Origin of the sequence: Imhoffiella purpurea (assembly GCF_000585215.1) — a bacterium.
Taxonomy (GTDB): Bacteria; Pseudomonadota; Gammaproteobacteria; order Chromatiales; family Chromatiaceae; genus Imhoffiella; species Imhoffiella purpurea.
Genome location: NZ_AONC01000011.1, coordinates 43,970 through 68,535, shown reverse-complemented (window position 1 = coordinate 68,535; position 24,566 = coordinate 43,970). Strand labels below are relative to the sequence as shown.

The 24,566-nt window shown below is 65.6% G+C and carries 20 protein-coding genes; 2 read left to right on the top strand and 18 right to left on the bottom strand.

Annotated features, from left to right (window positions below):
- The 16 genes from D779_RS04130 to D779_RS04055 all read right to left on the bottom strand — a co-directional run.
- Window positions 1–1,931 (bottom strand): DUF2868 domain-containing protein (locus D779_RS04130; RefSeq protein WP_043749859.1); only part of this gene is annotated, 1,931 nt, incomplete at its 3' end.
- Window positions 1,932–2,230: 299 nt separating this feature from the next.
- Entirely contained in the window at window positions 2,231–3,898 is a 1,668-nt protein-coding gene (locus D779_RS04125; protein WP_043749856.1) for a methyl-accepting chemotaxis protein, read from the bottom strand.
- A 60-nt stretch (window positions 3,899–3,958) separates the two neighbouring features.
- The gene (locus tag D779_RS04120) at window positions 3,959–4,531 is read right to left on the bottom strand and encodes a PDC sensor domain-containing protein (RefSeq protein ID WP_052347808.1); all 573 of its coding nucleotides are present in this window, start codon (window positions 4,529–4,531) and stop codon (window positions 3,959–3,961) included.
- Window positions 4,532–4,870: 339 nt separating this feature from the next.
- Window positions 4,871–6,166 (bottom strand): adenylosuccinate synthase, encoded by a 1,296-nt coding sequence (locus tag D779_RS04115; RefSeq protein ID WP_043749851.1) that lies wholly within the window; start codon window positions 6,164–6,166, stop codon window positions 4,871–4,873.
- Window positions 6,167–6,178: 12 nt separating this feature from the next.
- Window positions 6,179–7,381 (bottom strand): ATP phosphoribosyltransferase regulatory subunit, encoded by a 1,203-nt coding sequence (locus D779_RS04110; protein ID WP_043749849.1) that lies wholly within the window; start codon window positions 7,379–7,381, stop codon window positions 6,179–6,181.
- A gap of 112 nt (window positions 7,382–7,493) precedes the next feature.
- Window positions 7,494–7,676 (bottom strand): DUF2065 domain-containing protein, encoded by a 183-nt coding sequence (locus tag D779_RS04105; RefSeq protein WP_043749848.1) that lies wholly within the window; start codon window positions 7,674–7,676, stop codon window positions 7,494–7,496.
- A gap of 149 nt (window positions 7,677–7,825) precedes the next feature.
- The gene (hflC, locus tag D779_RS04100; protein ID WP_043749845.1) at window positions 7,826–8,707 is read right to left on the bottom strand and encodes a protease modulator HflC; all 882 of its coding nucleotides are present in this window, start codon (window positions 8,705–8,707) and stop codon (window positions 7,826–7,828) included.
- Window positions 8,707–9,867 (bottom strand): FtsH protease activity modulator HflK, encoded by a 1,161-nt coding sequence (gene hflK / locus D779_RS04095; RefSeq protein WP_043749840.1) that lies wholly within the window; start codon window positions 9,865–9,867, stop codon window positions 8,707–8,709. Before hflK ends, hflC begins: the two co-directional genes overlap by 1 nt.
- 228 nt (window positions 9,868–10,095) lie before the next feature.
- Window positions 10,096–11,448: a ribosome rescue GTPase HflX gene (gene hflX / locus D779_RS04090; protein WP_043749837.1), complete on the bottom strand. Its 1,353-nt coding sequence runs from the start codon at window positions 11,446–11,448 to the stop codon at window positions 10,096–10,098.
- A 46-nt stretch (window positions 11,449–11,494) separates the two neighbouring features.
- A complete protein-coding gene (gene hfq, locus D779_RS04085) occupies window positions 11,495–11,746 on the bottom strand; it encodes an RNA chaperone Hfq (protein WP_043749831.1) in 252 nt (83 codons plus the stop codon).
- A 210-nt stretch (window positions 11,747–11,956) separates the two neighbouring features.
- Entirely contained in the window at window positions 11,957–12,907 is a 951-nt protein-coding gene (gene miaA, locus D779_RS04080) for a tRNA (adenosine(37)-N6)-dimethylallyltransferase MiaA (RefSeq protein ID WP_043749828.1), read from the bottom strand.
- Between the two features lie 53 nt (window positions 12,908–12,960).
- Window positions 12,961–14,823, bottom strand: a complete 1,863-nt coding sequence (mutL, locus tag D779_RS04075; RefSeq protein WP_043749825.1) for a DNA mismatch repair endonuclease MutL — start codon at window positions 14,821–14,823, stop codon at window positions 12,961–12,963.
- Window positions 14,824–14,904: 81 nt separating this feature from the next.
- On the bottom strand, window positions 14,905–16,314 hold the full coding sequence (locus D779_RS04070) for an N-acetylmuramoyl-L-alanine amidase family protein (protein WP_043749823.1): 1,410 nt from the start codon (window positions 16,312–16,314) through the stop codon (window positions 14,905–14,907).
- A gap of 202 nt (window positions 16,315–16,516) precedes the next feature.
- Window positions 16,517–18,778, bottom strand: coding sequence for an ammonium transporter (gene amt / locus D779_RS04065; RefSeq protein WP_052347806.1), 2,262 nt, complete (start codon window positions 18,776–18,778; stop codon window positions 16,517–16,519).
- A 138-nt stretch (window positions 18,779–18,916) separates the two neighbouring features.
- The gene (gene tsaE / locus D779_RS04060; RefSeq protein WP_198295658.1) at window positions 18,917–19,366 is read right to left on the bottom strand and encodes a tRNA (adenosine(37)-N6)-threonylcarbamoyltransferase complex ATPase subunit type 1 TsaE; all 450 of its coding nucleotides are present in this window, start codon (window positions 19,364–19,366) and stop codon (window positions 18,917–18,919) included.
- Complete coding sequence (locus tag D779_RS04055; RefSeq protein WP_043749817.1) at window positions 19,366–20,877, bottom strand: NAD(P)H-hydrate dehydratase; 1,512 nt, start codon at window positions 20,875–20,877, stop codon at window positions 19,366–19,368. Before D779_RS04055 ends, tsaE begins: the two co-directional genes overlap by 1 nt.
- A gap of 64 nt (window positions 20,878–20,941) precedes the next feature.
- On the opposite strand from D779_RS04055, the gene queG reads away from it, so the two are divergent.
- Window positions 20,942–22,036: a tRNA epoxyqueuosine(34) reductase QueG gene (gene queG / locus D779_RS04050; RefSeq protein ID WP_052347804.1), complete on the top strand. Its 1,095-nt coding sequence runs from the start codon at window positions 20,942–20,944 to the stop codon at window positions 22,034–22,036.
- Window positions 22,037–22,182: 146 nt separating this feature from the next.
- On the opposite strand, the gene sbmA is transcribed toward queG, so the two are convergent.
- Together sbmA and azu are read right to left on the bottom strand one after the other, a co-directional pair.
- Window positions 22,183–23,439 (bottom strand): peptide antibiotic transporter SbmA, encoded by a 1,257-nt coding sequence (gene sbmA / locus D779_RS04045; RefSeq protein ID WP_043749814.1) that lies wholly within the window; start codon window positions 23,437–23,439, stop codon window positions 22,183–22,185.
- 135 nt (window positions 23,440–23,574) lie between these two features.
- Window positions 23,575–24,021: an azurin gene (gene azu / locus D779_RS04040; protein WP_043749811.1), complete on the bottom strand. Its 447-nt coding sequence runs from the start codon at window positions 24,019–24,021 to the stop codon at window positions 23,575–23,577.
- A 214-nt stretch (window positions 24,022–24,235) separates the two neighbouring features.
- Here azu and D779_RS04035 point away from each other — a divergent pair, with 214 nt between their 5' ends.
- The gene (locus tag D779_RS04035) at window positions 24,236–24,508 is read left to right on the top strand and encodes a hypothetical protein (RefSeq protein WP_043749808.1); all 273 of its coding nucleotides are present in this window, start codon (window positions 24,236–24,238) and stop codon (window positions 24,506–24,508) included.
- The last annotated feature ends 58 nt before the right edge of the window (window positions 24,509–24,566 follow it).

Below are 24,566 nucleotides of genomic sequence, written 5' to 3'. Positions count from 1 at the left end.
TCTGGCTCAGGTTCTGGCTCAGGTTCTGGCTCAGGTTCTGGCTCAGGTTCTGGCTCAGGTTCTGGCTCAGGTTCTGGCTCAGGTTCTGGCTCTGGCTCTGGCTCTGGCTCTGGCTCAGGTTCTGGCTCTGGCTCTGGCTCAGGTTCTGGCTCAGGTTCTGGCTCAGGTTCTGGCTCTGGCTCAGGTTCAGGCTCGGGCTCAGGTTCCGGCTCAGGTTCCGGCTCAGGTTCCGGCTCAGGCTCAGGTTCCGGCTCGACCATCGGCTCTTTTTCCGCTTCTGGCGCGAGCGGCCCTCGCCCCCCCCGCTCCATCTGGTCTTCCGGCTCGCCTTGAATCCCGGCATCGGCGGGCTCGTGTGTTTCCTGAGTCGAGGCTTCAGACGCGGTCGAGGGCTCATCCGCGATCTCGCGCCGCTCATCAGCCGCGGGAGCCGGCTCGAATTCCAGGGGAGTGGCGGGTTGGGGGTTGGCGTCCGGTTCGCTCGGAGCGACGGATCGCTCGGTCTGTGTCGGTTTGGAGACAGGCGTCTCAGGTGGGGCCTGTTCGGGTGCGGACGTCTCTATCGGGGGCGGGATGGGTACCGCTGAAGGTGTCTCGGTGGCCGCTTCCGGTGCTTCGGATGTCCTGGTCTGCGGATCGCGCCATGGCCGTCGGCTGGCACTGGGCTTCGGCTTGGTCAGAGGCCCCACCAGAGCGGAGCGATTGGGGCGGATGGCCATCTCGCCGGGAATGGGCATCTCGGGTCCGTGCCCCGAGCCGCCCAGCCCCGTGTCCAGGCGCGGGGTCAGCATCCTGGCATAGAGCGCCTGGATGCGGCCGTGCGTGAAGGTCAGACGCATCAGGGCCAGGCGCTGACCGATCAGCGAGATGCCGAGCAGAATGAGCCGCGGCAGCAGACCATAGGTGATGACGGCGAGGACCAGGAACCAGCGCCAGGAGCGCAGATGCTCCGGATTCGGATGCATGCTCTGCATCAGGGTCCACTGCTCCAGATAGACCCGCGAGCCGGCGACCTGATCGAGCGTCGGATAGCCGACGCCCTCGCCGAACAACCAGCTCCAAGGGGTGGCGATCACACGGACGATGTCGTAGATGGTCTGGGGATGGGCGGCGAGCGAGGTGCCCCAGCCGAATGCCAGATCGGTGAACCATTCCAGAACGATGGTGGTCAGAACGGCGCCGACGTTGAAGGCCACGCCGAAGATCTGGGCCGAGATGAGCAGCGGCCATTGGGCGAGCGATCCGTAGATGGAGTACTGAGACCTCAGGAGCCCCTGAGTCGCAAGCGCCCGATCGCGGATCTCCTGCGGCGAGTGGGTCAGATGCTGGTGCTGCAGCCAGGCGGCGCCTTTGTTCAGCAACGGCTGGATGACGCGGTTCAGCAGCAGAGACTCCTGGTCGTCCGCGCGGCGGCCGCGGAGGCTGCGGCGCACCCAGGCCCAGACGGCGGCCGAGACGATCAGGAACTGGACCAAGACCAGGATGAAGACATACCAGGGGACGCTGATCGGCCGATGGCCGTCGTAGCTCAGGAGCGTGGACGCGATTCCGACGCCGCAGAGGAATCCGAGAACCGCAAGCAGAATGCCGCCGAGCCGCTGCGCCTGCGCGAAGGCGGCCCCAGGCAGGAGCGAGCGCATTCCCGGATCCTCGTCCGCCTTGCGCGCCTTCAGCCAGCGATAGAGGGTCGCCCGCCGATGCGAGGCTGTGTGCGGCTCCGCCGAGGGTAGCTGTGTTTCGATCTGCTCCAGATAGATGGCACGGTCGCGCTCGGTGAAGCGCTTGCGGGACGAAGGCCGATCGCGAAGCTCCCCCTCGTCCGCGTCGAGAAAGTATTCGAAATCGATGAGGTCGGCGATCGTCCACTCTTGGGGTGCGGGTTTCGCGACCTCGGGCGGACTCGATTCGTTTGATGCGTGTCGAGGATCCATATCCAGTGCTTCGTTATCGATGCATGGCATGAGACAACCGCGCGCAGCTGCCTCAAAAGGACGAATAATCCCACAGACAGCTCTCTAATTCACTGGGCGGATTCCCGGGCATTCGAACCGATGGTCCCGAACGCGGCCAAGCAACGCCGCAAGAAGGGACCGCGAGGGTGCGAGATGACGAGCAGATGGAATCGAACGGAGACAGTGCGTCGCCGAATCACGGCGGTTCCGGTCGGGCCGGCAGCGGTTTCGCCGATTCGAGACCCCGGCGAAACCCTGGCTTGGAAGGTGCTGGACGATCAGACCTTGAATTGCGCCAGTTCGGCGTTCAGGGACTGAGCGAGCGAGGCGAGTTCTCCCCGCGCCTCTGCGGTTTGCTGATTGGCCGAGACGGCATGTTCGGCAAGGTTCTGGATTCTCAGCGTATTGCCACTGACCTCGTCGGTCACGGCCGACTGCTCCTCGGTGGCGCTGGCGATCTGGGTATTCATGTCGTTGATCCGAGAGACGGCCTGCGTGATCTCATCGAGCGATCGGCTCGCCTGAGCGGCCTTCTCCAGGGTCGAGTCGACCATTCCGCGTCCCGAATCCATCACCGTGACCACGTTGCGCGCGCTGGACTGCAACGAGGCGATCATGCCCTCGATCTCGCCGGTGGACTTCTGGGTCCGAGACGCCAGGTTGCGGACCTCGGACGCCACCACGGCGAATCCTCGACCGCTTTCGCCCGCCCGAGCCGCCTCGATCGCCGCGTTGAGGGCCAGCAGACTGGTCTGCTCGGCGATACCCTTGATGACCTCGAGCACGGCGCCGATCCGATTGGTTTCGGATTCGAGCGTCGCGATCGCTTCCGACGCCTTGGATACCACCTCGGCGAGCTGTCCGATGGCCACCGACGCCTCTCCCACCACCTTGGCTCCAGAGCGTACACCCGTGTCGGCGGTACGGGCGCTCTCGGCGGCATGGTTCGTATTGGCCGCGACCTCGTTGACGGTGGCGGACATCTGGTGCATCGCGGTCGCGACCATCTGGATCTGCGACAGCTGCTCCATCATGGCCTCGTCGCTCTGGGCCGCGACCGTCTTCAGCCGCTCGACGGCATGATCGAGCTGACGTGCCGATCCGGCGGACTGCGAGACCAGTTGCTGCAGCCGTTCGAGCAGCTTGTTGAGCGCGCCAGCGATCTGGCCGATCTCGTCGCGCCCCTTCTGATCCAGGCGCGCCCTGAGGTCGCCCTCGCCCTCCGCGATGTCCTGAATACGCACGAGAACGTGAGACAGGGGCTTGATGACGAGCGGCGGCAGGCCGAAGACGACCGCCGCCAGAATTCCGATCACGATCACCGCCAGCACGATCGTTTGCATTCGGCTCTCGGACACGGAACTCTCGGCGCGCATCGACGAGGCGTCCGCGAGACCGATCACCATGTCCTCGAGTTCGTCCAGGATGGAGCGCATCGCCTCGAACGAGGTTACACCCTCCTTGAGCGTCAGATTGATCGCCGTCGAGCGTCCGATTCGGGTGTCAGAGCGCCGCTCCTCGACGATCCGCTGGGTCATGGCCTCCCAAGTCTCGCGCCGCTCCTTGTAGTCCGCGATCCTGGTCGTCAGGGCGTTGCCTGAATCCAGGTGTCGATCGGTCAGGATGATCTCGGCGGCACGATCGAAACGCTCGCGGGCCTGCTGGATGTTTTCTGCATGGCTCTCGAGCGCGGCGGCGAATTCAGGAGAAGAGGCGTCGGTGAAGATGAGCGTCCGCTCGGCGGTGAGCACCTGATAGAGATCCCGGTCGGTTTGGAGAAGATTCTTGACCGCCGGAATATCCGCGCCGACCAGTTCCGAGACCTCGTCGACCAGGCGATCGAAGCGGAACAGGGTCGACCAGACGAAGAGGATGAACAAGGCGGCGACCAGGACGAGCGGGATCGTCAGCTTGTAACGGAAGGACAGGTTGTTGAGCCATTGCATGCGTTTGCTCCTTTTAAGCGCGCTCCGCCGGATCCATGACTCCGGGAGCCGCCCCTTTCCTCAACGGGACTCTTGCTCGAGCCGGTCCAGATCGATGCCGATGGTCAGCGCTCCGATCGCCTTGCCGGCATCCATGACCGGAACCGAGACCTGAACCAGATAGGCCTGGGCACTGCTGTCGAACTTGACCTCGCCGACATGGACCGCGCCCTGCCCGTCCGCGAACGACTGGGTGAATTTGGCCTCGTCGCCCTGCCAGAAATCGGAGGTCTGATTGGTCATGGCGACATTGGCGCCCTGATCGTCCATGAGGAAGACCTCGAAGAAATAGGGCTGGCTCTGCTCGAGACGCTTGAGCTCCTCGGCGGCAGGATTGTTCTGAAGCTCGGCCATGAAGGGCGTCGGTTCGCTCGCCTGTATCCACTCGGCATCGATGCGCTTGATGTCGTCGAGCGACCTCCCGAGTGCGTTCTGTGCCCGGGCGGCCTCGACCAGAACGGGATCCGAACCCCATAACTGCAGTTCGGGAACGATCTTGGTGACGTTTTCAGGTGCCTCCTCGGCCATCGCCAAGGTGTGGATCAGGAGCGGCAGCAGCAAGAGAAAAGGGAAACGGATCGTGTGGAAATGCATCGACTCTCCCCGATATCGAATGAATATACGATCAAGAAAAGCATAGATGGGGAGTCTGATCCGTGTTCAAAGTCCTATTCGGATCAGCGAAATCACGAAAACGTGAATGGCTTGGCAGGGAGGGGACGGAGGTCTGACCGGATGCACGGGAATGATTGCCGCAGAGGACACGAGACGCCATGCCCGGATGGGATCCGGCCGGCACCTATGGTGGGCGAGGAATCAGGTGAGAGTGCGCGACATGGCGAGAGACCGGCCGCCAGCTCCCGGGAGCGGCATGAGGGGGCGAATCGGATGGCCGGGAACGGCCGGGGCGAGGGCCGTTCCCGGGGCGAGGCGTCAGACGTCGAAGGGATGACGCTTGATGAGGGTCTCGGCGCGATCCGGACCGGTCGAGATGAGATCGATCGGCAGACCGCTCAACCGCTCGATGGTCTCCAGATAGGCACGGGCGTTGGCCGGCAGATCATCGACGGACTTGATCCCGACCGTCGACTCCTTCCAGCCGGGACATTCGATGTACTTGGGTTCGCAGCGCTCGAACATGTCCGCTCCGACCGGCGGTGCCGTCACCTCTTCGCCGTCCAGCATATAGCTGGTGCAGATCTTGACCGTCTCCATGCCGTCCAGGACGTCGAGCTTGGTGATGCAGATCCCGGTCACGCTGTTGATCGCGAAGGAACGCTTGAGCGCGACCATGTCCAGCCAGCCGCAGCGGCGCTTGCGTCCGGTGGTGGCGCCGAACTCGTTGCCGCGCGTGCCCAGACGATTCCCGTCCTCGTCGTCGAGCTCGGTCGGGAAGGGACCGGCCCCGACCCGCGTGGTATAGGCCTTGACGATGCCCAGCACGTAGTCGAGGTCGCGCGGGCCGACGCCGCTCCCGCTCGCGGCCCCACCGGCGGTCGTGGTCGAGGAGGTGACGTAGGGATAGGTGCCGTGGTCGATGTCCAGCAGCGCGCCCTGGGCGCCCTCGAACAGCACGTCCTGGCCCTGGCGGCGCAGCTCGTGGAGCAGACCGGGAACGTCGACCACCAGGGGACGCAGCGCCTCGGCATGGGCGAGCGCCTCGTCCAGGACCGCGGCATAGTCGACCGGATCGGCCTTGAAATAGTGCTCAAGGGCGAAGTTGTGATAATCCAGCACCTCGCGCAGACGCTCGGCGAAATGATCGGCGTCGAGCAGCTCGCCGAGCCGGATGCCGCGGCGCGAGGTCTTGTCCTCGTAGGCCGGACCGATGCCGCGTCCGGTGGTGCCGATGGCCTTGGTTCCGCGGGCACGCTCGCGCGCCTGGTCGAGCGCGATGTGATAGGGCAGGATCAGCGGACAGGCGGCGCTGATCCCGATCCGCTCGCGCGCCGGGACGCCGGCCTTCTCGAGCATGTCCAGCTCCTCGAACAGCGCCTGGGGCGAGAGCACCACGCCGTTGCCGATGAGACAGCGCACGCCGTCGCGCAGAATGCCCGATGGGACCAGATGCAGGACGGTCTTCTCGCCGTCGATGACCAGGGTATGGCCGGCATTGTGTCCGCCCTGAAATCTGACCACGGCGGTGGCGCGGTCGGTCAGGAGGTCGACCACCTTGCCTTTACCCTCATCACCCCATTGGGTGCCAATTACAACGACGTTGTTGCCCATCAGTCACGCTTCCTACTGGTTATCGATAGTGCCGATATCTTGTGGTTCCCACCGTCCATCTTGACAGGCCAGCACCTGCTGGCAGCCGAGTTGGCGTGGATCGTCTTCGAAGCCGGGCAAGGCGTTGATCACGGTACGCCCGGAGGCGCGCAGTCGATCCACGGCCTCGCGCAGCGCCGGGTCGGAGGACCAGGGCGCCAGGATGGCCTCGGTATTGCGAATGAGTCGGTCCAGTCCCTTGCCATGCTGCAGCAACCCCTTGAGGTCGGTGCTGAATCCGACCGCCGGACGGGCGCGACCGAAGACCTGTCCGATGTCGTCGTAACGCCCGCCGCGCGCGATCTCCAGCCCCCAGCCGGGAACGAAGGCGGCGAAGACGACGCCGGTCTTGTATCTGTATCCGCGCAGCTCGGCGAGGTCGTAATGGATACTCACATCGGGCAGCCAGCGGTGCAGTTCCTCGGCCAGCTGCTGCAGATAATCCAGGGCCTCGCGAACCGGAGTGGCCGCCGCGCTCAGCACCGAGTCGGCCTGGCTCAGCGCGTCGCCGCCGTTGAGCTCGGCGAGCGCGGCGAGCATGTCGGCGATCGGTCCACTCAGACCGAATCGCCCGATCAATGATTCGATCTCGGGGATCGCCTTGCGTTGCAGGGCATCGAAGAGCGCGTGTTCCTGGGCCGCATCCAGGCCGGCCTGCTGGGCGAGACCGCGATAGATGCCCACGTGCCCCAGGTCGAGATAGCTCTCGGCGATCCCCGCCGTGCGCAGCGTCAGCATCACCAGCCGCAGGATCTCGGCATCGCTCTCGATCCCTGAGTGGCCGTAGATCTCGGCGCCGATCTGCAGCGGGCTGCGGGTGCTGGCGAATCCGTCCGGCATGGTGTGCAGCACGGTTCCCAGATAGCAGAGACGCGTCGGGACGTCGCGGCGCAGATGATGCGCGTCGATGCGGGCGACCTGAGGGGTCATGTCGGCGCGGACGCCCAGCAGCCTTCCGGTCAGCTGGTCGGTGAGCTTGAAGGTCTGGAGATCCAGATCCTGACCGGTACCGGTCAGCAGCGATTCCAGATAGTCGATGAATGGCGGGATGACCAGTTCGTAGCCCCATCCCGCATAGAGATCCAGCAGGTCGCGCCTCAGAGTTTCCACGATCTGGGCCTGGGGCGGCAGGACCTCTTCGATGCCGGCTGGTAGCAGCCACCGTTCCTCGTTCATCGGTCGTTTTTCACTTCTAATAGGTCGTTCGGTTGTCGGATCGACCCATGCTGGCCATCGTTTGGATGGGACGGACCATCGATCGCGAACTCCATCGGCTTCCCGGATCCCGTCAGTTCACGAGATAGAGCAACGCTAGGCCCGAGAGCATGCTGACGAGCCCTGCGATCCGCAGCGGACGCTCGCCCTCCATCGCCATGAGCACGAGCGCGCGGCGGAAGCTCGCCGGGCCGAGGAAGGGCCAGATACCCTCGATGACCAGCACCAGCGACAGGGCTACCAGGATGTCATGCACGGTTCGGGAGATTCCGAGACAGTGGGTCGAGTGGCCTCGGACAATGCGCCGAGGCCGGCCAAAGGGCCATATCTTTTCAGACGTGGTGGGGTTTGTCCAACCTCGAAATCCCCGGGCGGGGATTTCGAGGTTGGAGCGGCTGATTCCGGTCAGGGCTGGCCGGTTGCCTCGCGGAAGAAGCGGAAGAACTCCGAGTCGGGTTCCAGCAGCATGAGGTTGCCGCCCTTGCCGAAGGTCTCGCGATAGGCGCTCAGGCTGCGATAGAAGGCATAGAAGTCCGGATCGCGATTGAACGCATTGGCATAGATCTCGGCCGCCTTGGCATCGCCCTCGCCGCGCAGTTCCTCGGACTCCTTGTATGCCTCGGCGATGATGACCGTGCGTTGACGATCCGCATCGGCGCGAATGCGCTCGGCCGCCTCGCCGCCCTTGGCACGCAGATCGCGGGCAACGCGCTCGCGCTCGGCGCGCATGCGCTGGTAGACGGACTCGCTGACCTCGGGCGGGAGATCGATCTTCTTGACCCGCACGTCGATGACCTCGACGCCCAGATCGCCCGCCTTGGCGTTGACCTCGCGGGTCAGCAGCTCCATGAGCGCCAGCCGGTCGTCGGACACCACCTCCTGGATGGTGCGCTTGCCGAACTCGTCGCGCAGGCTGGTGTTGATCCGCTCCGAGAGCAGCCGGCTGGTCCGGGCGCTGTTGCCTCCGGTCGAGCGCAGGAACTGCGCGGCGCTCGCGATCCGCCATTTGGCGTAGGAGTCGACGATCACGTCCTTCTTCTCGATCGTCAGGAAGCGTTCCGGCGTCGAGTCCAGCGTCTGGATGCGCCGGTCGAACTTCTTGATCTGGTTCAGAACCGGGATCTTGAAATGGATTCCGGGGGCGTAGTCGTCCGAGACGATCTCACCCAGGCGCAGCTTGAGCGCGACCTCGTATTCCTGAACGATGAAGGTGAAGGCCGAGAAGAAGACCACCACACCCGCCAAACCGATCGGAATCAGCGTCTTGATCAGTGTCGATTGATTCATCAGCGCGACCTCCGCTCACGATCCACGGTCCGCTGCGGCGGCGTGTGGGCCTGAGGCGACGGTGTCGCGACGGCCGGTCCCTTGTTGTCGGTTTCGGGCTTGGTCTGATGTGGTTGCTGCTTCATCAATTGATCGATGGGTAGATAGATGAGGCTGTTGCCGCCCTGCTGCACGTCCAGAAGCACCTTTCCGTTCTCGCCGAGCACCTGCTCCATGGTCTCGATGTAGAGACGTTCGCGCGTGACGTCCGGCGCCTTGGCGTATTCGTTCAGAATCGCCTCGAAGCGGGCGCTCTCACCCTCGGACTCGGCGATGATCTTGTCCCGATAGGCCTTGGCGTCGGCCAGGATGCGTGCCGCGTTGCCGCGGGCACTGGGCAGCACCTCGTTGGCATAGGCCTCGGCCTGGTTTTCGAGGCGCTCCTTGTCCTCGCGCGCCTTGATGGCGTCGTCGAAGGCGGCCTTGACCTGCTCGGGCGGTTTGGCGGGCTGCATGTTGACGCTGGTCACGATGAGCCCCGTCTTGTAGCGGTCGAGCAGCTTCTGGATCCGCTCCTTGATGGTGACGGCGACGGCGCCGCGGCCCTCGGTCATGACGAAGTCGAGCTTGCTCTGACCGATGGTCACGCGCACCACGGTCACGGTGGCGTCGTTCAGGGTCCGCTCCGGATCCTGGTCCTGGAACAGATAGTCGGCCGCGTCCTGAATGCGCGACTGAACCGTCAGCTCGACCTCGACGATGTTCTCGTCCTGAGTCAGCATCGCGGCCCGATGGGTGATGGTCGAGATCTCGTCGACATTGACCTTGATGACCCGCTCCAGCGGCATCGGGAGATGCCAGTGCGGACCTGGGCCCGTAGTGTCGGCGTATTTGCCGAAGCGCATCACGACGCCACGTTCGGCGGGCTCGACGATATAGATGCCGGAGGCGAGCCAGACGAGCGCCAGGATGACCAGCACGACGCCGATCGCCTTGGAGCTGAAACGTCCGCCCCCGTCCGACGGCCCCTCGGGCGAAGGCCGATTGCCACCTCCGAACAGTCCGCCGAGACGCTCCTGAAGCTTGCGCACGACCTCGTCGAGGTCCGGTGGACCCTGATCGTCTCCAGGTCTTCCGCTCCAGGGGTCTTTGTTACCGCCACCTGGCTCATTCCAGGCCATATCTTCTCCGTACTGTTCTGTTGGTTTGGGAAGTCGTCCGGGATCACCAGGTCGCATCGATGATGCCGCGTGTCACGGCCGCCTGGTCCTCCGCGGCGTCTCGTGGCAAAGAGTGCCGACGCCGGTTGTCGATATCAAGCTCGGACAGGGTGATAGTGGGTATATGGAAGCCCGACGAACGACCGATTGTAAGTGACCGGCCGAATCACGGCAAACCAGCCTCCAACCTCAGGACGCCGCATCGAGACGCCGCCCGAGTTCGCGGTCGTGGACCTGCAGTCGATCGAGGTCGATCCGGCCGATCATGAGATCCAGATCCCAGCCGCCGGTTTCGGCGGGATGATCGGAGAGGATCTGGGCATGGCGATAGAGCCAGGCCCGCCGCCGGCCCTCCTCCGGTCCCAGATGGAGACTCCGCCGCAGTCGATCGACGCCGGTCAGCTCGTCGAGCGCCTGCAGGAGCAGATCGGCCCCCTCGCCGCTCTGGGCCGACAGCCAGACCCGGGTCGGACGTCCGTCCCGATCCCGATCGAGACGAGGCGATTCGCCCGCGAACAGATCGATCTTGTTGTAGACCTCGAGACGCGGGATCTCGTGGCTGCCGATCTCGGCGAGCACCGTCTCCACGTCCTCGATCAGACGATCCCGATGCGGCGCGGCCGCGTCGATCACGTGCAGCAGCAGCGCGGCGTTGCGCGTCTCCTCCAGGGTGGAGCGGAAGGCGGCGACCAGCTCGTGCGGCAGCTGACTGACGAAGCCCACAGTGTCCGCCACCAGCACCCGATCGCCGCTCGGGAGCTCCAGCCGGCGCAGGGTCGGGTCGAGCGTTGCGAACAGCTGATCCGCCTGGAAGACACCGGCCTGGGTCAGGTGATTGAAGAGCGTCGACTTGCCTGCGTTGGTATATCCGACCAGCGAGACGACCGGGAGTTCGGCCTTGGCGCGTGCCTTGCGCCCCTGTGCGCGCTGGCCCTCGATGCGGTCGAGCCGACGTTCGAGCATGGCGACCCGCTTGCCGAGCAGGCGCCGGTCGGTTTCCAGCTGGGTCTCGCCCGGACCGCGCAGACCGATACCGCCCTTCTGACGCTCCAAGTGGGTCCAGCCGCGCACCAGCCGCGTCGAGAGGTGCCTGAGCTGGGCGAGCTCGACCTGCAGCTTGCCCTCGAACGAGCGGGCGCGCTGGGCGAAGATGTCCAGGATCAGCCCCGCCCGGTCCAGAACGCGGCACTGCAGCAGACGCTCCAGGTTGCGCTCCTGGGCCGGCGACAGCGGATGATTGAAGATGACCAGGTCGGCCTGATTGGACTCGACCAGCATGCGCAGCTCGTCCGCCTTGCCGCTGCCGATGAAGAGACGCGAGTCCGGGGCCGCCCGGGTGCCGCCGAGCGTGGCGACCACCTCGGCCCCTGCGGCGACGGCCAGCAAACGGAATTCGTCCCGCTCGTCCGGAGCGGCAGCCATGCCGCCCATATCGAGATGGACCAGTACGGCCCGCTCGCCGACCTTGGGACGATCGAAGACGAGTGTCGCGTCGCGGACGGTCGCGGAGGATTGGGGATCGACGTCGGATACTGCGTTCAACGGGTCTGTCGTACTCAACTATCGCACTCGAAAGGCTCGCCGCCGCTCAACTGTTGCCCGGCTCGGGCATTCCGGCATCCGATGCCGGCAGCTTGACGTTGCGCGCGGGCACCACCGTCGAAATGGCGTGCTTGTAGATCATCTGGCTCACGTTGTTCTTGAGCAACACGACGAACTGGTCGAAGGATTCGATCTGGCCCTGCAACTTGATCCCGTTCACCAGAAAGATGGAGACGGGAACGCGTTCCTTGCGCAGTGCGTTGAGGAAGGGATCTTGTAGACTTTGTCCCTTGGACATGGGATTGGCTCCTTATTGTTGTGATCAAGCGTAGATGCCCAGCTAGAAACCTCCGTGGATCCCCTATGGAACCACGCCGGGTATGGATGGGCCGCAGCCGGGACAGGCAAACCCACCGAAAGAGACTCCTACTAGTTTCGTTGAAAGAGGGCTGTGACACCATAGCTATTTGCGTCTCATCCGACCCGCGGTCGTCGAATGGCACGCCGCTCAGCTCCGACTCAGCCCATCCCATAGGCGAAGCGACTGCTCCACCGGATCGGCGTCCTCGCCCAGCCACTGGCAATCCCGCTCAGCCCTCAGCCAGGTCATTTGACGCTTGGCCAGTTGTCTGGATGCCACGATGCCCCGATGCATCATTTCCTCCCAGTTGTACGCCCCGGTCAAGTATTTCAAGACCTGTCGATAACCGACGCAGCGCATCGCGGGCAGATCCTCGTGCAGATCGCCCCGGCGGCGCAGAGACTCCACCTCATCGACCAGCCCTTCTTCCAGCATCGCGTGGAAGCGCCGCTCGATCCTCCGATGCAAGAGGCTGCGATCAGCCGGACAGCGTACCAGCTTGAGCGGACGATAGGGAAAGGGTTCGGCATCCGCCGCCTCCGCGATCAGCGCGCTCATGGCCCGTCCGGTCAGGCGATGCACCTCCAGCGCCCTCTGGATGCGCTGGGGATCGTTCGGGTGGATCTGGGCCGCGCTCACCGGATCCACAGCGCTCAGATGCGTATGCATGCCCCCCCAGCCGACGCGGGCCGCCTCGTCCAGCAGTTGCTGGCGCACCTCCGCGTCGGCGCTCGGGAGACTGGCCAGTCCCTGCTGTAGTGCGCGGAAATAGAGCATGGTTCCGCCGACCAGCAATGGAATCCGGCCGGACGCGCTGATCTCGGCCATCGCCTCAAGCGCATCCGTGCGAAAGGCGGCCGTGGAATAGGACTCGACCGGATCCAGGATGTCGATCAGCCGATGCGGCGCACGCGCGAGCGTCTCCCGGTTCGGTTTGGCCGTCCCGATGTCCATGCCGCGATAGATCATGGCCGAGTCGACGCTCACGATCTCGCACGGCAGGCGCTCGACCAGGGCGACCGCCAGGTCCGTCTTGCCGGAGGCGGTCGGCCCCATGAGAAGAATCGCCGGTGGGCGCGGATCTCTGGATTCTGGCATCGAACTCAGGAAAGGTCTGCGACTATCAATCATCTAATCCTGGTAGCTGGCACTCACCGTCCACGCGAGAACAGCCGATCCAGATCCTCGTGGGCCAGTTTGACCCAGGTCGGACGGCCATGGTTGCACTGATCGATCCGCTCGACTCGCTCCATCTCGCGCAGGAGCGCGTTCATCTCGTCGAGGGTCAGGCGCCGGTTGGCGCGTACCGAGGTATGACAGGCCAGGGTCGCCAGGACGCCGTCGATGGCCTCCTCGAGACGCGTGCTGCGGCCCTGCTCGGCCAGGTCGGCGATCAGGTCGCGCACCATCCGCTCCATGTCGGCCTGACGCAGGAGCGCCGGCACCTCGCGCACGACCAGGGATCCGGCGTCGAGTCGTTCGACGATCAGACCCAGGCGCGCAATGGACTCGGCGTGCGACGCGAAGAGTTCGGCCTCGCGCGGCGCGACCTGGACGGGGACCGGGACCAGCAGCGGCTGGCGGACGACCTCCCCGCTCTTCCAGGAACGCTTGAGGCGCTCGTAACCGATGCGCTCGTGGGCGGCATGGATGTCGACCAGAACGAGGCCGTCGACGGCCTGGGCGAGCAGATAGACGCCGTTCAGCTGACCCAGCGCGAAGCCCAGGGGCGGCATCGACTGGCTCGCGGCCGACGCTGGTTCTGGCGCCATCGGCTCGGGGTCGCTGGAGGGTTCGGACCGCGCGCCGGCTCGAGGCCGCTGAAAGGCCAGATCCGCCTGGTATGAAAGGCGCGAATCGCGAACCTCGGCCGGTCTCGGCGGCGACGCCGAGCCGACGGCCGGGAACGCTCGCGCCGGCCGGCCGGCGATCTGGGCGGGTGGAGGCCCAGCGTCCGGCGTGGGGTCGGGTACCGCCTCCGTGGTGACGCCCAGCGTTCCCTGCGACAGACGACGGTGCAGGACGCGATAGATGAAATCGTGCACCTGCCGGGATTCGCGGAAGCGGACCTCGTGCTTGGCCGGATGGACGTTGACGTCCACCAGTCGTGGGGGCGTATCGAGAAAGAGCACATAGGCAGGATGCCGGCCGTGATGGAGCACGTCGCTGAACGCCTGCCGCACCGCATGGGTCACCAGCTTGTCCCGGACCATGCGTCCGTTGACATAGAAGAATTGCTGATCGGGCTGACTGCGCGAAAAGGCGGGCCGCATCACCCAGCCATGGAGACGCAGGTCCACCGCCGACTCTTCCAAGGCCAGGGACTGCTCGGCGAAATCCGGTCCGAGCAGCGCGTTCAGCCGATCCAGAACCTTCCGCTCGTCACCGCCCGCGGCGCCGAGACTCAGGATGTCCTTGCCGTTGTGGCGCAGCTGGATCCCGATCTCGGGATGCGCCAGCGCGACGCGGCGCACCAACTGATGGATGTGGTCGAATTCGGTCTTCTCTGTGCGCAGGAATTTCCGCCGCGCGGGCGTATTGAAGAAGAGCTCGCGGACATCGACGCTGGTGCCGGGCGGATGGGCCGCCGGACGCGCCGGGATGAGACGTCCGTCCGCGCCCACGCCGATCTCCCAGGCGCTGTCCGCGTCATCGGCGTCCGCCGCGGCGCGCGAGGTCAGGGTGAGGCGGCTCACGGAGGCGATGCTCGGCAGGGCCTCGCCGCGGAAGCCCAGCGTCCCGACCGCCTCCAGATCCCTCAGCTCGGCCACCTTGCTGGTGGCATGGCGCGATAGCGCGAGCGCCAATTGATCGCGCGGGATGCCGCGTCCATCGTCGCGCACGCGCAGCCGCTTGACCCCGCCCTGCTCCACGTCGATCTCGATCCGGCCGCAGCCCGCGTCCAGGCTGTTCTCGACGAGTTCCTTGACGACCGAGGCCGGGCGCTCGACCACCTCGCCGGCGGCAATCTGGTTGACGAGATGATCGGCGAGAATGCGGATGGGGCTGGACATGACGGCATGGAACCAGAAAGCGCCCGCCCGGGGCAAGTGCATCCTGGACGCGCGCCTGTGGCAGAGGGTGCGGCCCCGGTGTCAGGAACCGGTCGGAATCGAGAGAACCTGTCCGACCCTGATGAGGTCTTCGTCCTGGAGTCCGTTCTCGGCCCGCAGCGAGCTGATACTGACCCGATAGCGCTGTGCGATCCCGGACAGGGTGTCTCCCCGACAGATGACATATTCACGCTTGGACGCGGCGCCAGCGGCATAGCTCCGATGGGCCACCGCCGAGGATATTCGAGCACCCCGGTCGGGTCCGGGGGCCGAGGCGGCGATCAGGCGATGCGGCGGATATTTGCGGAAATAGGACCTGACCCCGGAGAGGATGGCCCGGGCGAGACGCTGCTGATGGGCCGTATCCTTGAGATGCCGCTCTTCCGCCTTGTTCGACAGGAAGGCCGTCTCGACCAGCATCGAGGGGATGTCTGGCGACTTGAGGACCACGAACCCGGCGCGCTGCACGCTGCCCTTGTGGACCGAGCCCAGGCCGCGCAGATGGGACAGCACCGCATTGGCCGCTTCGGCGCTGTGCTCGAAGGTGGCGTTCTGGGTCATGTCGAGCAGCACGCTCGCCAGGGTCTCGTCGCTGGCCGCGAGGTCGATCCCGCCGATCAGGTCGGCGCTGTTCTCGCGGTTGGCCAGCCAGTTCGCCGCCTCGCTGCTCGCGGCGCCCTGAGACAGGGTGTAGACCGAGGATCCATGGGCATCCGGATTGTTGAAGGCGTCGGCGTGGATGGAGATGAAGATGTCGGCATTGTGCTGACGCGCCTTTTCGATGCGCTGACGCAGACCGACATAGTAATCGCCGTCGCGGATCATCACCGGGCGCATGCCCGGCTCCCGCTCGACGAGCTTCTCCAGCTTGCGCGCGATCGCCAGGGTGACGTCCTTCTCCTTGGTTCCGGTCGCCCCGATGGCGCCTGGATCCTGGCCGCCGTGACCGGCATCGATGGCCACGATGGCCTCGCGCGTCTTGGGAACCCCCAATGCCGGGCTGGCCTGGGACGCGGTGATGCTCGGCACGGAGACGCTCCGGCCATGGGACGGGGCGCCGGACGCCCCTCGCGGGATGAGGTCGACGACCAGCTGCCGCCCCCTGCCGCCCGTTCCGGTCATGGGGAAGCTCTTCACCCGCACCGGGTGCTTGAGATCCACCACGATGCGCAGATCCCCCTGATTGCGGACGCCGCTGCGCAGACCGATCAGGGTCGGGTCGTTCACGCGCGCCTTCGGCAGGTCGCCGGAGAGCCGCGCATTCTCGATGTCGATGACCACGCGGTCCGGCGCATCGAGGGTGAAGATTTCGTGAGAGACGGCCGCCGAGGTCGCGAGCGTGATGCGCGTTCCTCCCTGGTCCGTGGAGATCCGTTCGCACTCGACCGCCACCTGAGCCCCGGCGGCGGGCAAGGAGATCAGTAGCAGAAGGAGTACAAACACTCTGTTCACACGCGCTCCCCAATGCCGATTTTCGTTCCAAGCGTTGTATCAAAGATAGCAGCTTGAAACGGATCTTTCCAAATCAAAACCTAGTATTAGCCTCTTTTTCTCGATCTCGCATCAAGCATTGTCGCGGCCGGGCAACGCAGTCCGCTTCACCCCCATTCGTCAATTGGGGAGATCCCCCGCCCCGCTTGCATCCGATCATCACTCAGGTCTTGAATCCGGACACCTTGGTCGTCAGCAGACCGACCTGCTCGCGCAGACCGGCCACGGTCTCGCCGATATGGAGACTGCCGCGACGGGTCTCGTCCGTCACCCGATTGATCCCGGCGATGTGCAGGCCGACCTGCTCGGAGAGCGCGTGCTGCTGCTCGACCGCCTCGACGATCTCGCGGTTGACCTCGGCGATCGAAGCCACGGCATCGACGATCGCGCCGAGCGATCGAAGGCTGCTCTCGGCCTGCTCGGTGCTCTGAGCCGCCTCGGCGACACCGCGACGCAGCGAGTCGGCCGCACGCTGGCTCTCCTCCTGCAGCCGGACGATGCGAGCCTGGATATCCTCGGTCGCGAGGCGTGTCTTGGTGGCGAGCTGGCGAACCTCGTGCGAGACGACGGCGAATCCGCGGCCGTGCTCGCCGGCGCGTGCCGCCTCGATCGCCGCGTTGAGGGCGAGCAGATTGGTCTGGTCGGCGATCTCGCGGATCAGATCCACGATCTCACCGATCGACTGGCTCTGATCGGAGAGCGAGACGGCCAGACCGGAGGCATCGTCGAGTTCGGCGGCAAGACCTGCCACCAAGGCGTTCAGGTGGTTGATCCGACCGTTACCGAGCTCGACCTGCTCCTGGGCGTGCCGGCCGGAGTCGACCCCGCGCCGAGCGCTCGTGAGCATGCGTCCGGCGTGCCCCAGCATCTCCTGGACGAAGCGATCGGTCCGCTCCGCGTCCTCCCGCTGGCATGTCGCGCCGCTCTGTGCCTGCTGCGCCAGGGAGGCCAGCCGATCGCTGTCGATCTGCACCCGGGCCGCCACCTCGGCCATGACGCGGATGCTGTCCTGGAACTTGTCGAGCATGCGGTTGAAGGCCCGCGCCGTCTCGCCGGCCTCGGTGGCATGTTCGACCGGTGCCCGCAGCGACAGATCGCCGCTCTCGACGATTCGGTGCATGGTCTGCATGGTTTCGAGCCAGGCGGTGCGCGCGCCGTGCTCGACGACGTTGAGGCCCAGCTCCTCCTCCTCGGGCGTGACGCGCAGATCGTGGATGGTGCGCAATCCGAGGAAGACGGCCAGCCCGGCCCCGAAGGACCAGAGGAAGATGCTCGCCACACCCACGAACTGCACCCAGAGCTGGGACAGATTGCCGCCCGTCGGCAGCAGCTGCGGAGCGGCGAAGAGCGCCACCGCCAAGGTGCCCCAGACACCGCCGAAGCCGTGGACCGCGACGGCCCCGACCGGATCGTCGAGCTTGAACAGCCTCAGCACTGCATCCTCGGCCAGGAAGACGAGCACGCCGCCGACGGCGCCGATCAGGAGCGCCGCGTTGGGCTCCACGAAGGCGCACCCCGCGGTGATGGAGACCAGTCCGCCGAGCGTCCCGTTGAGCACCTTGCCGACCTCCACCTGGCCGCGTCTCACGAGGAACCCGAGGGCCAGGGCGGAGAGACCGCCCCCGGCCGCCGCCAGCACCGTGTTCAGGACGATCTTGGGAACGGAATCGGTCGCCGCCAGGGCGCTGCCGCCGTTGAAGCCGAACCAGCCGAACCAGAGCAGGAAGACGCCGAGCGTCGCCATCAGCAGGTTATGGCCGGGAATCTCGCGCGGCCGGCCCTGCTCGTCGAAGCGTCCGCGCCGGGCTCCGAGCACGATCACGCCGGCCAGGGCGATCCAGCCGCCGACCGAGTGCACCACGGTCGAACCGGCGAAGTCGATGAACCCCATCTCGGCCAGCCAGCCTGGCGTGCCTCCGGCGAAGGTACCGCCCCAGGCCCAGTGACCCGAGACCGGATAGATGGCGAGACTGATCATGGCCGAGACGATCAGATAGGCGTTGAATTTCATCCGCTCCGCCACGCCGCCGGACACGATGGTGGCCGCGGTGCCCACGAAGGTCGCCTGGAAGAGGAAGAAGGCATAGTCCGAGGGTTCGGACATGAGCGACCCGTCGAAGCCGCTGGTTCCGATCCAGCCGCTCTCGCCGGCACCGAACATGAGCGCGAAACCGAACAGCCAATAGAGCACGACGGCGGTCAGGAAGTCGCTGATGTTCTTGATGGCGACGTTGTAGCTGTTCTTGGCGCGGATCAGTCCGGATTCGAGCGCCGTGAAGCCGGCCTGCATCAGGAATACGAGGCCGGCCGAGACCAGGATCCAGATCATGTCGAGCCTTGCGCCGACGTCGTCCGATGCCGTCTCCTGGGCATGGACGGAAGTGACCAGGATAAGGAGCAGAAAAGCGAGAACGAAGGAACGCATGAAATACCGCGAGCAGAAAGACCTGAAAACGAGTCAGGATTTTATCAGCCGCTCGCGATGGTCTGGTCAACGTAACGCTATAATCCGACCGTCGGCCGAAAGGTGCCGCACCATGATCGGCAAGCCGCGCTCGGCCAATCAGGGCAGCCGAGTCAGGAGGGACTCTCCGGCACCGCTTTCTGCCACCAGAGAGAGCCTGCGCCCCTCGGTGAGATGGTCGATCCGAATCCGAAGATCCGGTGACGGGAGCATGCCCATGCCGCGATCCGGCCATTCGACGACCCAGATCGCTCCCTCCTCCATGAGATCGCGCAATCCCAGATATTCCAGCTCCTCCGAGGCGCCCAAACGATAGAGATCCAGATGATGGAGCCTTCCGATGGGCAGCTCGTAGGGTTCGATCAGGGTATAGGTGGGGCTGCGCACCGCCCCTTCGTGACCGAGACCGCGCAGCAGCCCACGGGTCAGGGTCGTCTTGCCGGTTCCCAGATCGCCCTCGAGATAGAGGACGAAGGGAGGCGTCAGACAGGCGGCCAGGCGGGTACCGAACGCCGTCTGCGCCTCTGGATCTGTGAGATCGATCTCCATCAAGACACCTCGACTCGGTTGGCCACGCCCCTCAGGGCCGCGACGATATCCCCGGCGACCAGACCCCGCTCGCCCGCCGCGGCGGCCTTGTCGCCCGCGGCCGCATGCAGACTGACGCCGGCGGCGGCGGCGGTCTCCGTATCGAGCCCCTGCCCCACCAGTGCCGCCAGCACGCCGGTGAGGACGTCGCCGGAGCCTGCGGTCGCCATGCCGGGGTTGCCGTCGCTGCAGACGGCCGGCGGACGTTGCGAATCGCCCTGGATCAGGGTACCGGCCCCCTTGAGCACGGCGGTTCCGCCATAGCGCCGCTGGATCGTCCGCACGGCGGCGAGCCGGTCGGACTGGATCTCGGCGCCGGTCGTGCCGAGCAGGCGCGCGGCCTCGCCCGGATGCGGGGTGAGGATCCAGTCGCCCCGAGTCATGGGGTCCGATGCCAGCGCGTTCAGGGCATCCGCATCCACGACCAGGGGCAGTCTAGTTCCGCTGATGCCGTGCCACAGGCCGAGCCCCCAGTCTGAGCGCCCCAAGCCGGGGCCGACCGCGACCACATGGGCACGCTCGATCAAGGGTGTCAGATCGTCCGCCGTCTCGACGGCCGCGACCATGAGCTCCGGGCGGGTCAGATTCAGCCAGCGGGCATGTTCGGGATGGGTGGCGATGGTGACCAGCCCCGCCCCGCTGCGCAGGGCCGCCTCGCCCGCCAGACGCGCGGCGCCTGACATTCCCGGGGCGCCGCCGACGATCAGGACATGACCGCAGTCGCCCTTGTGGGCCGTGCGCGGACGCGGCGGAAGCATGGCGCCCTGCTGGAGCCAGTCGATCCTCCGCATGGATAGCCGCTCATGGGCATAGACCGAGGCCGGGATCTCGAGCGCGTCGAAGCGGCAGTCGCCGCGATGGTCCGGCCCGTCCCCGACGAAAAGCCCCTGCTTCAGACCGATGAAGCTGAGGGTCGCCGTCGCCCGTACAGCGACCCCCATGATCAGGCCCGTGTCCGAATGCAGCCCGGACGGGATGTCGACCGCGACCACGGGAGCGCGCTGCGCGTTGACGGCCTCGATGGCCTCTGCCCAGAGTCCCTCGACCGGACGCTCCAGCCCGGTTCCGAGCAGGGCGTCCACCACCAGATCCGCCTCGAGCGGCTCCCCGCGAAAGGGTTCGACCAGACCGCCCGCGCTGCAGTAGTCGGCATGGGTCGCGGCGGCGTCATCGCGCAGCCGGTCCAGGTCGCCCAGTTGCAGGACCCGGACCGAGAGTCCATCCTCCAGGGCGAGACGCGCGACCACATAGCCGTCGCCGCCGTTGTTGCCGATCCCAGCCAGCACGACCGGCCGACGGGCATGGGGCCAGCGCTCGCGGATCAGCCGGTAGATCGCGCGTCCGGCACGCTCCATGAGCGTGCGTCCGGGAATGCCGTGCACCTCGATCGCGACGCGATCGAGCGCGCGCACCTGCTCGGCACGGTAGAGCGCGTGTGGAAGCCGGTCCCGTTCGGGAATCCTATGTGCCATCTGTACTCACCAAACCGCCAGTAATATCTGATGCCCCCTTCGAGGCGGCACCGAATTCGAGATCATGAACCACCCTCCGAACATCGTTCGATCCGATTCATCCCCCGCCCATCCCAACCGATGGCTCGCCGACCGCATTCGGGATTGGGGTCGGGAACTCGGGTTCCAGCAGGTCGGCATCACGGATACCGACCTGAGCACGGCCGAGGGCCGGCTGATGGAATGGCTCGCCGACGGGCGCCATGGCGACATGGAGTACATGGCGCGGCATGGCACCAAACGCTCGCGCCCGGCCGAGCTGGTGCCGGGCACGCTGCGGGTGATCTCGGTGCGCATGGACTATCTGCCGGAGACGCCCGATCGGACGCGGGGGATTCTCGCCGATCCGGCGACTGCATTCATCTCCCGTTACGCCCTGGGACGGGACTATCACAAGCTCATTCGCAAGCGTCTGCAGCGAATGGCCGAGCGGATCCAGGCCGCCGTTGCACCGGCCGCCTGCCGGGTCTTCGTCGACTCGGCGCCGGTGCTGGAGAAGCCGCTGGCCGAGAAGGCCGGGCTGGGCTGGATCGGCAAGCATACCAACCTCATCGATCCGCAGGCCGGATCCTGGTTCTTCCTGGGCGAGATCTACACGGATCTGTCGCTCCCGATCGACCACCCCGGGGTCAGTCATTGCGGCCGCTGCCAAAACTGCATCGACATCTGCCCGACCCGCGCCATCGTCGCACCCTACCAGCTCGACGCTCGCCGCTGCATCTCCTATCTCACCATCGAGCACCAGGGCAGCATCCCGGAGGCGCTGCGCACGCCGATCGGCAACCGCATCTACGGCTGCGACGACTGCCAGCTGGTCTGTCCCTGGAACCGCTTCGCCCGACGCACCCGCGAGGCCGATTTCCTGCCCCGCGCCGGCCTGGACACGGCGACCCTGATCGAACTCTTCGGCTGGGACGAGACGACCTTCCTCGAGCGCACCCAGGGCTCGGCGATCCGGCGGATCGGCCACGTCCGCTGGCTGCGCAACATCGCCGTGGCGCTGGGCAACGCCGATTCCGCCCCCGAGGTCGAAACGGCCCTGCGGACCCATGCCGAGCACCCCAGCGAGATGGTGCGCGAGCACGTCGCCTGGGCGCTGGAGCGGCAAGGGTCCGCATAGCAGACCCTACTCAAGTCTCGGTAGGGTCCGATGAAACGGGCGGTAGGTTGAGCCGACGAAAGGAGGCCCAACATGCGGCGTCTTGTTGGGCCTCGTCCCTCGGCCCAACCTCCAAACCGGCTGTTTCACGATATAGGTCGACGGCCTCAGTCCGCCGGACTCGGCTCGGGAACCCAGGACGGATCCGGCGGCTCGACGACCGGACGTTTCTCGAAGGCCGCCTCGAAGGCCGCGAGTCGTTTGTGGATGGACTGCAGCTCGACGATGGTCGTCCAGGAGTTCACCAGATACTGGAAGGAGGAGGACACCTGCCCGAAGGCGGTCAGGATCTGCTGGAGGATACCGAAGGTCACCTTGCCCGCCGCGATGGTCGGTACCAGGATCAGATAGACGAAGATGTTGTCCGCCTGCAGATAGGTGTAGCGGGCGATGTTGAAATAGAAGTAGTGGAAATAGAGCCGGAAATAGTTCTTGCGCACGTTGGTGAAGAGCATCTTCAGGGTCGGCGGCTGGGCCCGACTCGTATCGTCCTCGCCGTAGACCAGCTCCTTCCGATAGGCCGCCTCGACCCGCTGGTTGCGGAAATAAAGCCCCGGCAGCTTGATTCCGGCCAGGGCCAGCAGTCCGGTGCCGAAGATCGACCAGAGCAGTGCCGCGGTGAAGAGCGGCGCCGGGATCGCCCCCACGACCGGCAGTTCGCTGACGTAGGCGGAGAGCGCGAAGAGCACCGGCAGGAAGGCGAAGAGGGTCATCACCGAATCCACGATCTTGACCCCGAGGGTCTCGACGATGTCGGCGAAGCGCATGGTGTCCTCCTGGATACGCTGCGCCGCGCCCTCGATAGTGCGGACCTCCTCCCAGCGGGCGACGTAGTAGTCGTTCATCGCCGTGCGCCAGCGGAAGACGTAGTGGCTGACGAAAAAGCTGGTCGCCACCACGACCAGGATGGCGACGAAGGCGATCTCGGCGAAATCGACCAGCAGTGAGTAGAGCTCTCCCGAGCCGACCTCGGCCGTGCCCGAGAGGGCGTTCTGTACCGCGTCGAAGAAGGGGCGGCGCCATTCGTTGATGGCGACCGAGACCTGCACCGAGAAATAGGTCGAGAAGAGGATGACCGAGGTACCGACGATCGACCACCAGCGCCAGGGATGCGGGTCGTAGCGGAACCAGAAGAGCGCGAACAGCGCCGTCATGAGCGCATAGTAGATGTAGAACCAGATGAACTCGGGGGTGACGAAATAGCCGATGCCGATCACCGGCGGGGCGTCCTCGGCCGCGGGCGGGAAGCCCAGCGCCGATCCCAGGGCGTCTCCGAACAGATACCACACCAAAATGCTGAAGGCCGCCCAGCCGAGGGCACTCCAGAAGAAGAGTCCGGGTCGCGGAAAGAAGGATCGGAACAAGGCGCATCTCCCTAGGTTCAGTGAAGCGCGCAAGCGTGGCGCGAATGGGGTCGAATCGCAAGGGTCCCGAGCCGCCCGGCTCGGGGACGCATGTTCGACGTTATCCTGGGTCCGGGGTTCCGGCCGGCAGCGGTCTCATCTCAGCCGCAATCGTCCGCGCATCACCAGCCAGCTCCCTGGGAAGGTGCAGAAATAGCTGTATTCCTCGCCCGGCAGCAGCCTGGATCGCGGAATCTCGACTGTCGCACGCTCACCGCCGCCGAGCAGCGGGGTGGCGGCGAGGACGCGCGCATCTCCGGGCGCGACGAAGTCGTGTTCGATCCCAGCGGCGAATCCGTCCTGGGCAACGCCCTTGATGTCGGCCGTCCTGGCCAGCACCCAGTTCTGGCCGACCAGATCCCTGGACAGCCGGCCGGTATGGCTCAGGGTCACCCGGATCCGCTCGCAGCCGGCATCGGCGATCAGCGCGTTCCGGCTGTACTGCATCGCATCCCCGGCCTCGATGCTCAGGTCGCACCCGGCACTGGCATGGCCGGCGAGCGCCAGCCCGATGATGAGTAAACGCCTCGCGTACATTCGCATGGATATGGGATCTCCGGTTTTCGCCTCGTCCTGTGCGCCCCCTGGGCACGACTGACTGACCGACTCAAGGAGTGGAAGTCATGCGGCGACTTGAGTATCGTGCCCGGTCGCACAGCCGAAGGCTCGATCGACACACCGAACCGGCAGCCCGCGCCTGCGTTCCGGGCGGGGCTGTCATGGGACTCGAGCACCGAGATGCTCATGGGAGATACTGATGATGAAATTCCAGAATCCATCGACCGGAGAGATCCTAGAGGTCTCGTCGATGGTTTGGCTTTGGGTATTGTTGCTTGGTTTCGTCTATTTCGCCATCAAGGGCGTCTGGACGCACGTGCTGGGATGGATCCTGTTCGCCATCGTGACATTCGGACTGTCCTGGATGATCTATCCCATGTTCGCGAACGATATCATGCGCCGCCATTATGTCTCCAAAGGCTGGGTCGAGCTGCCCACGGAGGACGAAACGCCGGCCGATCCGATCGACTGAATGCCGCCCGAACGCAAAAACGCCGCTCCGAAGAGCGGCGTTTTCGGGGGAGTCCTTG